The organism is Paenibacillus sp. 01T422 (assembly GCF_056398785.1).
In genome coordinates this window covers 1-7107 of record NZ_JBFTQB010000257.1, presented here as the reverse complement: position 1 = coordinate 7107, position 7107 = coordinate 1, and the positions used below count along the sequence as shown (strand labels likewise).

Sequence of the window (7107 nt, the reverse complement as noted above, 5' to 3'; positions counted from 1 at the left end):
ATTAAATCAATCCCAATATGGCTGTATGCATTTATTTAAACATGATAATAATATCGGAGATTTACGTTTTTAAAGGTAAATTACCCAGCACAACAAAGTACTACAAGCTTTGAAACCAAAAGATAATAGAAAATTGATCAAAGAATAGGACCACGCAGATACTAAAGGGAGTGATCAAAATGAAAGCTTTAACTTACCAAGGAATGAAGAATGTGAAAGTCAAAGAAGTACCTGATGCAAAAATAGAGAAGTCAGATGATATCCTTGTACGTATCACTACAACGACCATTTGTGGTTCGGACCTTCATCTCTATAACGGGGAAATTCCCAATATGCCAGATGACTTCATTATCGGCCATGAGCCAATGGGAATTGTCGAGGAAATTGGTAAAGATGTAACGAAAGTGAAGAAGGGAGACCGAGTGATTCTTCCTTTTAACGTTGCCTGTGGTCAGTGCTGGTATTGTACACACCAACTGGAAAGTCAATGTGATAACTCAAATGAGTATCTACATGGTGATACAGGAGGGTATTTCGGTTATTCCGAAACGTTTGGAGGGTACGCGGGCGGGCAAGCAGAGTTGCTTCGTGTACCTTATGGGAACTTCATTCCTTTTAAAGTGCCTGAGGATGCTGAAATGGAAGATGAGAAAATCCTCTTTCTTTCAGATATTGTACCCACTGCCTACTGGAGTGTTGACAATGCAGGGGTGAAAGCTGGCGATACCGTTATAATCCTTGGCTGTGGACCCGTTGGTCTGTTGGCGCAGAAATTTGCTTGGCTGAAAGGCGCAAAACGAGTCATAGCAATTGATCATGTTGATTATCGTTTGGAGCATGCCCGTAAAACGAACCATGTTGAAGTTTTCAATTTCAAAAAACAAGACGATCTTCTGCAGTATCTAACAGACCTGACAGGTGGTGGAGCTGATGTAGTTATTGACGCCGTAGGACTGGATTCTGAAAAGACCTTTGTCGAAAAGGTGGAAACTTTGCTTAAGTTACAAGGTGGCGGACTTGGGGCTTTCCGAATGGCTACTAAACTTGTTCGCAAAGGAGGCACGATACAAGTAACTGGAGTTTATGGCATGAACTATAACGCATTCCCCTTTGGCGACTTGTTTAGCCGTAATATTACAGTGAAAATGGGACAAGCTCCTGTTATTCATTATATGCCTGAATTGTATCGTCAGATTAAGGAAGGTGTGTTTGACCCGACTGATATTATCAGTCATCGGATTCATCTAAATGACTCTGAGCACGCCTATAAGATCTTTAATAATAAAGAGGATAACGCAATCAAGATTATCTTAAAACCATGATAAGAAAAATTTACATGTGATAATCAATTTGGTCGGCTTTATTTTATTCGTCGACAAATAAAAAGAAGTGAGCTGATCTTCAGCTTCACTTCTTTTTGCTGCTAAGAAGTAAATTATACTTGTTATTCTTCTACGAGAAGTATGACTTTCCCACGCATATGTCCTAACTTCTCATGCACGGATACAATATGACTAATTGGCAACCTCTCTGTAATGTACGGTTTAACATCCCCACTATCTACAAGCGAAGCGATTTGAGACAATTGCTCAGCGTTGCGCTGAACAGCCATTCTAATTGCATGAACGCCTAAGTCTTTAGCTACACTTTCGTTTGCTGGATTTGAGGCCGAAACGAGTGTGCCACCTTCTTTGATAATAGGCAGTAATTTTGTAACTTCGTCTGAAGAAAGCGGGGAGAGGTTGAAAACAAGATCAACTTTCTCAGTTATTTTTTCATCTATGGATTCATTCTTATAATCGATGATTTCATCGATCCCGATTTCTTTTAAAGAAGATGAGCTATTTTCAGAAGCTGTGCCAATCACATAAGCACCTTTCCATTTCGCTAGTTGAACAGCAAAAGATCCTACCCCGCCAGCAGCCGCTGTAATTAGTACACGTTGTCCCGACTGTAATTTTCCGAGATCAAATAGTCCTTGCCAAGCCGTCAACGCTCCCGCTGGGATTGCTGCAGCATCCTGAAGAGGAATGCTTTTAGGAGCTAAAGCAACATCAACGGCTTTAGTGACTACATACTCCGCGGCCGCGCCGTTTTTAGTCATATCGAGGAATGCAAAAACTTGATCCCCTACGTTTAGCCCCGTAACGGAATCACCAACTTTCTCAATGATACCAGATACGTCCACCATCGGAGTGAAAGGAAGTTTCAATGGCAGGAAATCCTTCAAAGCACCCATTCTAATAAAAGCATCTGCTGGGTTGAACGCTGTTGCTGCAACCTTAATTAGTACTTCATCTGCACTTACTTCTGGAATAGAAACTTCCTCATATTGAAGAACATCTGCTGCGCCGTATTGATGAAATCTTACTGCTTTCATGATTAGATGCACCTCGTTTTTCTTATATAAAGTGGTTAGTAACCACTTACTCACTAGTTGAGATGTTTAATTCGTACAGAAAGGAGTATCTCATTGTCTAACCGCAATTTGTTCAAAGAAATTCAAATGCGTTACAAGGGAGAACCTAGCCTCAAACAAAAAAGGATCGTTGAAGAAGCAATTCGGTTATTCGCCGAGAAGGGATATTTCAACACTTCCACAGCAGAAATTGCTAAAGCAGCGGAGGTGTCGGAAGCGAGCATTTTCAAAAATTACGGTACGAAAGACAAGTTGTTGTTGTCTCTTATCGTTACTAATTTGAAAGACTTTTTTCCTACCAAAATAGATAAAGTTTTTAGTCAATTTAATGATTCCAATACTAGCTTTGAAGCCTTTATAAAGGCTTTTCTAAAGGATCGTAACGATTTCGTTTCGGAGAATAAGGAAATTTTCCAAATCCTCATTAAAGAAATCTTTTATAACGAAGAGTTGAAAAATGATCTGCTTCCGTATATATCGGAGGTTATCAAGCCAAAGTTATCAGCACTTATCGATTCGGCCAAACAACGCGGAGAACTTATTGATCTTCCTACGGAACGGATCATGACTATATGCATGACGTATATCAGTGGGTTGTTTGCATCTAATTTCGTATTATTGAATAAATCTTCCATCAGCGAAGAAGAAATCGAAGATGCCGTGCGAATGATGATGGAAGGGTTCGGGAAGAAAACATTTCCGAATTAATGCAATGCGTAAAGTTGATCTGGATGATTGTGGGTAAAATAAGCTAGAAACCTAATATAAAAGGAGTTGTAGGATATGAAACTTTCGGGAAACACTATTCTAATTACTGGCGGAGGTTCCGGCATCGGCCTGGCTTTTGCGGAACGCTTTATTAAAGAGGGGAATCAAGTCATCATTTGTGGTCGGCGTGAGGAGGCTCTTAAAAAAGCCAAAGAAATCTTACCAGATGTTATTACGAGAGTTTGTGATCTAACGAGTGAATCGGAACGCTCAGCTCTGTTTGAATGGGTAACCACTAATTACCCGGAAATAAGTGTATTAGTCAACAATGCAGGGATTCAACAGCGCTTTAATATTCTAAAAGCAGATGCCAAGAACAATTGGTCTTATTTTAGTAAAGAAATCAATTCTAATATTGAAGCACCTGTCCATCTTTCTATGTTGTTCGCACCATTCTTTGCTGAGAAAGAAAAGGCAGCGATCCTAAACGTAACATCGGGGCTGGCTTTTACGCCAGCCATGTTTGCCCCGATTTATTCAGCCACTAAAGCGGCGCTTCATTCATTTACTATGAGTCTAAGAAACCAACTAAGCGATTCATCAGTAGAAGTGATAGAAGTCGTTCCTCCAGCAGTGAATACTGATTTAGGGGGAGCCGGCTTACACGCGCAAGGAGAACCGTTAGATGCTTTCGCAGACGGGATTTTCGAAGGACTGAAAGAAGGTAAGAAGGAGATAGGATACGGCAGTTCTGCGAAGGCGATGCGCATGTCCAGAGATGAAATTGACGAGACCGGTGTAAGGATGCATAACCTAATGAAAGGTATGCTCGATAACTTGTGAAATTGAGCTGTCTGTAAATATGCTTATAACAAAAGCAAGTAACTGTCACCTGTGAATTACTTGCTTTTGTGTTCTGTTAGTGGAATATTTCATGCTATTAATCGTGGAACAAGAGCTTTAAGTATTTATTCATTGCTTTATTATGCTGTAAATTACAAATTTTAGAGAGGGTGCATATGAGAAATTTTATTGTTAATAATAACATTTACTTGATTTCTGCTTTTATCAGCATTGCCTCCATAATTACGTTCGTGTGCTGCTCTTCTATGTCGTTACTACTAATGAACAACTTATTTTTCCCCGCAATTGTCTTTTACTTATGGTAGATATGAAGGTACCATGGCTTTCTCCTTTTGACACATTCAAACCAAAGACTAGATTCATTTCAACACTTCTATAATATTTTCGCCGACAACCCCTAACCTAAGCACATTATCTTATTAATTGCCGCGTAATTTGCGGCTATTTTTGCTTTATTTTGAAGAGAAGAGAAGGGTTCAGGAGGGTTCAGTTTTTAGCATCTCAGCATATCTTGAGAGTTTATTGAATACATAATCTACTGCAACCCAACAAGTAATTACTCACTTTTCAAAAGTCATCACTCCATGTTAAACTTAGATAAATGAGTGAACACTCATTTATCTACCCTCGTGAATGCGAAACAAGCCTATTACGGTAGTTACACCTATTCCTAAGGAGGAGGGGACAATGGATACCGAGAATCCCATATCTTATTGTGTTCAACTGAAGAATGTGAATAAAAGCTTCGGAAAAAAACAGGTGTTGTACGATATAAACTTGCAAATAGCTTATGGAGAAATCCTTGGACTACTTGGGCCATCTGGCTCCGGGAAATCTACCATCATCAAACTGATTAACGGCGTCGATCATGCAACCAGTGGGGAAGTCTATGTACTTGATGAAAAAATGCCGAAACTTGCGATGATGAATCAGATCGGTTATATGGCTCAAGCGGATGCATTGTATGGCGAGTTAACGGCTGCGGAGAACATCATGTTCTTTTCCTCTATGTACAAACTCTCTAAATCAAAGCAAAAACAACGTATGCAGGAAGTCATGGAACTCGTTGATTTATCCGCTCATCTCAAAAAACAAGTCAAACATTATTCAGGAGGGATGAAGCGAAGACTTTCCCTTGCTATTGCCTTAATACATGAGCCTCCCATACTCATTCTGGATGAGCCTACCGTCGGGATTGATCCTATCTTAAAAAGGGCAGTCTGGGAGGAACTTCGGAAGCTGAAGGAACAAGGAACCACCATCATTGTTACGACTCATGTCATGGATGAGGTAGAGAAGTGCGGCACACTCGGCATGATTCGCGATGGTCGTTTGATCGCGTTTGGTACTCCAGAGCAATTAAAGCGTGCAGCAGACTCCCAAACCATTGAGGAAGCATTCTTATATTATGGGGGTAAACCTAAATGAGAATTCGCGCGATTATGATTCGCATTTTGCTTCAGCTCAAGCATGATAAACGGACTATCGCGTTAATGGTTGTCGCTCCGATGCTGGTTATGACCTTCATGTCTCTCATTTTCGGCGGATCAGATTACCACCCCAAAATCGGAATTGTGAATGCACCGCGAAATTTCGTAACTAATTTGGACAATGAGGATGCAAAGGTAGCTTTTTATTCCGAAGTTGAAGCAGAAGAAGCTATTCATCATTCACAGTTGGATATGGTCATTAACTTTAAGAATGGAGTCCCGCACGTTCTATTGGAGGGAAGCGATCCCAGCAAAAGCAAGGCTGTCCTTATGTTGTTACAAAAGATCACTCAACAACCCACCTCACTGATGAAAATGGACATAACCTACGTATATGGATATGCGAACATGTCTTTTATTGATAGCTTTGGCCCTATCCTCATCGGTTTTTTCGTATTCTTTTTCGTATTTCTGATTGCTGGCGTTTCTTTTCTAGGTGAACGAACCTCCGGCACACTCGAACGGTTGCTGGCCACGCCACTGCGGAGATGGGAAATCGTGATGGGGTACGTACTAGGCTTCGGTGTGTTTACTATCGTACAATCGACACTTATCGCTCTGTACTCTGTCTATGTCCTTCATCTCATGATGGTTGGATCATTTTTTCTGGTGTTGCTGATTACCGTGTTAACGGCCATGGTTGCGCTAACGATAGGCATTTTCATATCGGCATTTACGAATAATGAGCTGCAAATGATTCAGTTTATCCCTATCGTTGTCGTTCCACAGATCTTTTTTTCCGGCTTGTTTGATATCAGTACGATGCCTTCCTGGCTTCAGACCTTCGGTCGGATCATGCCGTTAACTTATATAGCAGACGCACTCAGAAACATCATGATTCGTGGTAAAGGGTGGCATGACATACAAGGCGATGTGCTGGTGCTAACAGGATTATGTTTGTTGTTTATCATAGCCAATGTCATGGTTCTTAAGAGATATCGTTCCATTTAAGGAGGGTACAGAATGAAAAAAGCTGCGTTAGGGATCGTTATAGCTCTGTTGTTGTCAAGCTGTTCATTTCGAACCGGCAGCGCTGGGGCAGATATAAAAGGAAGCATTGAATTCAACAAAATGTCTGCAGTCAGCACGGTGGCCGGAAAAATCATAGAGATGAATAAGGGGCAAGGAGAACAGGTCAAAAAAGGCGATATTCTAGCTGTTATCGACCCGATTAATCAAAAATACGCTGTTGAGCAATTAGAAGCGGTGGTATCTATGAAGAGGGCCAAGCTGGAGGAGCTGCAAGCCGGAACAAGACCACAGCAGGTAAAACAAGCTCAAGCTCAGGCAGAAGCAGCCAAAGCGCAACTGGATCTTGTATTGGCAGGCACCAAGGTGGAGCAGATAGAGCAAGGAAAAGCCAATGTATCAGTTGCCGAGGAATCATTTAACGCAGCACAAATCACACTGGAGTATGTAACGACCCAGCATAATAAATCCTTGAACTTGTATCAAGAGGGAGAACTAAGCACGGATGAATTGAACAGCTCTGCTTACAAGCTGGACACAACCAAGAAACAGACCGCCGTAACTCGCTCCCAGTTGGAAGCGGCTAAAGCCCAATTAGCTCAACTTGAAAAAGGGCCGCGGCCACAAGAAGTGGCAGCTGCTACGGCAATCTACGAG

7 protein-coding genes are annotated in these 7107 nt (G+C 41.3%); 6 read left to right on the top strand and 1 reads right to left on the bottom strand.

The features are described from left to right. The first annotated feature begins 179 nt into the window (after positions 1-179). Positions 180-1322: a zinc-dependent alcohol dehydrogenase gene (locus AC1DUA_RS16000; protein WP_477500717.1), complete on the top strand. Its 1143-nt coding sequence runs from the start codon at positions 180-182 to the stop codon at positions 1320-1322. A 122-nt stretch (positions 1323-1444) separates the two neighbouring features. Here the strand turns inward: AC1DUA_RS16000 and AC1DUA_RS15995 are convergent, their stop codons facing one another. After that, positions 1445-2380 (bottom strand): NADP-dependent oxidoreductase, encoded by a 936-nt coding sequence (locus AC1DUA_RS15995; RefSeq protein ID WP_477500716.1) that lies wholly within the window; start codon positions 2378-2380, stop codon positions 1445-1447. Between the two features lie 93 nt (positions 2381-2473). On the opposite strand from AC1DUA_RS15995, the gene AC1DUA_RS15990 reads away from it, so the two are divergent. The 5 genes from AC1DUA_RS15990 to AC1DUA_RS15970 all read left to right on the top strand — a co-directional run. Next, positions 2474-3127: a TetR/AcrR family transcriptional regulator gene (locus AC1DUA_RS15990; RefSeq protein ID WP_477500715.1), complete on the top strand. Its 654-nt coding sequence runs from the start codon at positions 2474-2476 to the stop codon at positions 3125-3127. A 75-nt stretch (positions 3128-3202) separates the two neighbouring features. Then, a complete protein-coding gene (locus AC1DUA_RS15985) occupies positions 3203-3970 on the top strand; it encodes an SDR family oxidoreductase (protein WP_477500714.1) in 768 nt (255 codons plus the stop codon). Positions 3971-4678: 708 nt separating this feature from the next. Further along, a complete protein-coding gene (locus AC1DUA_RS15980; RefSeq protein WP_477500713.1) occupies positions 4679-5419 on the top strand; it encodes an ABC transporter ATP-binding protein in 741 nt (246 codons plus the stop codon). After that, on the top strand, positions 5416-6432 hold the full coding sequence (locus tag AC1DUA_RS15975; RefSeq protein WP_477500712.1) for an ABC transporter permease: 1017 nt from the start codon (positions 5416-5418) through the stop codon (positions 6430-6432). The genes AC1DUA_RS15980 and AC1DUA_RS15975 overlap by 4 nt, the downstream gene beginning before the upstream one ends. Before the next feature lie 12 nt (positions 6433-6444). Further along, positions 6445-7107 (top strand): HlyD family secretion protein (locus AC1DUA_RS15970; protein WP_477500711.1); only part of this gene is annotated, 663 nt, incomplete at its 3' end.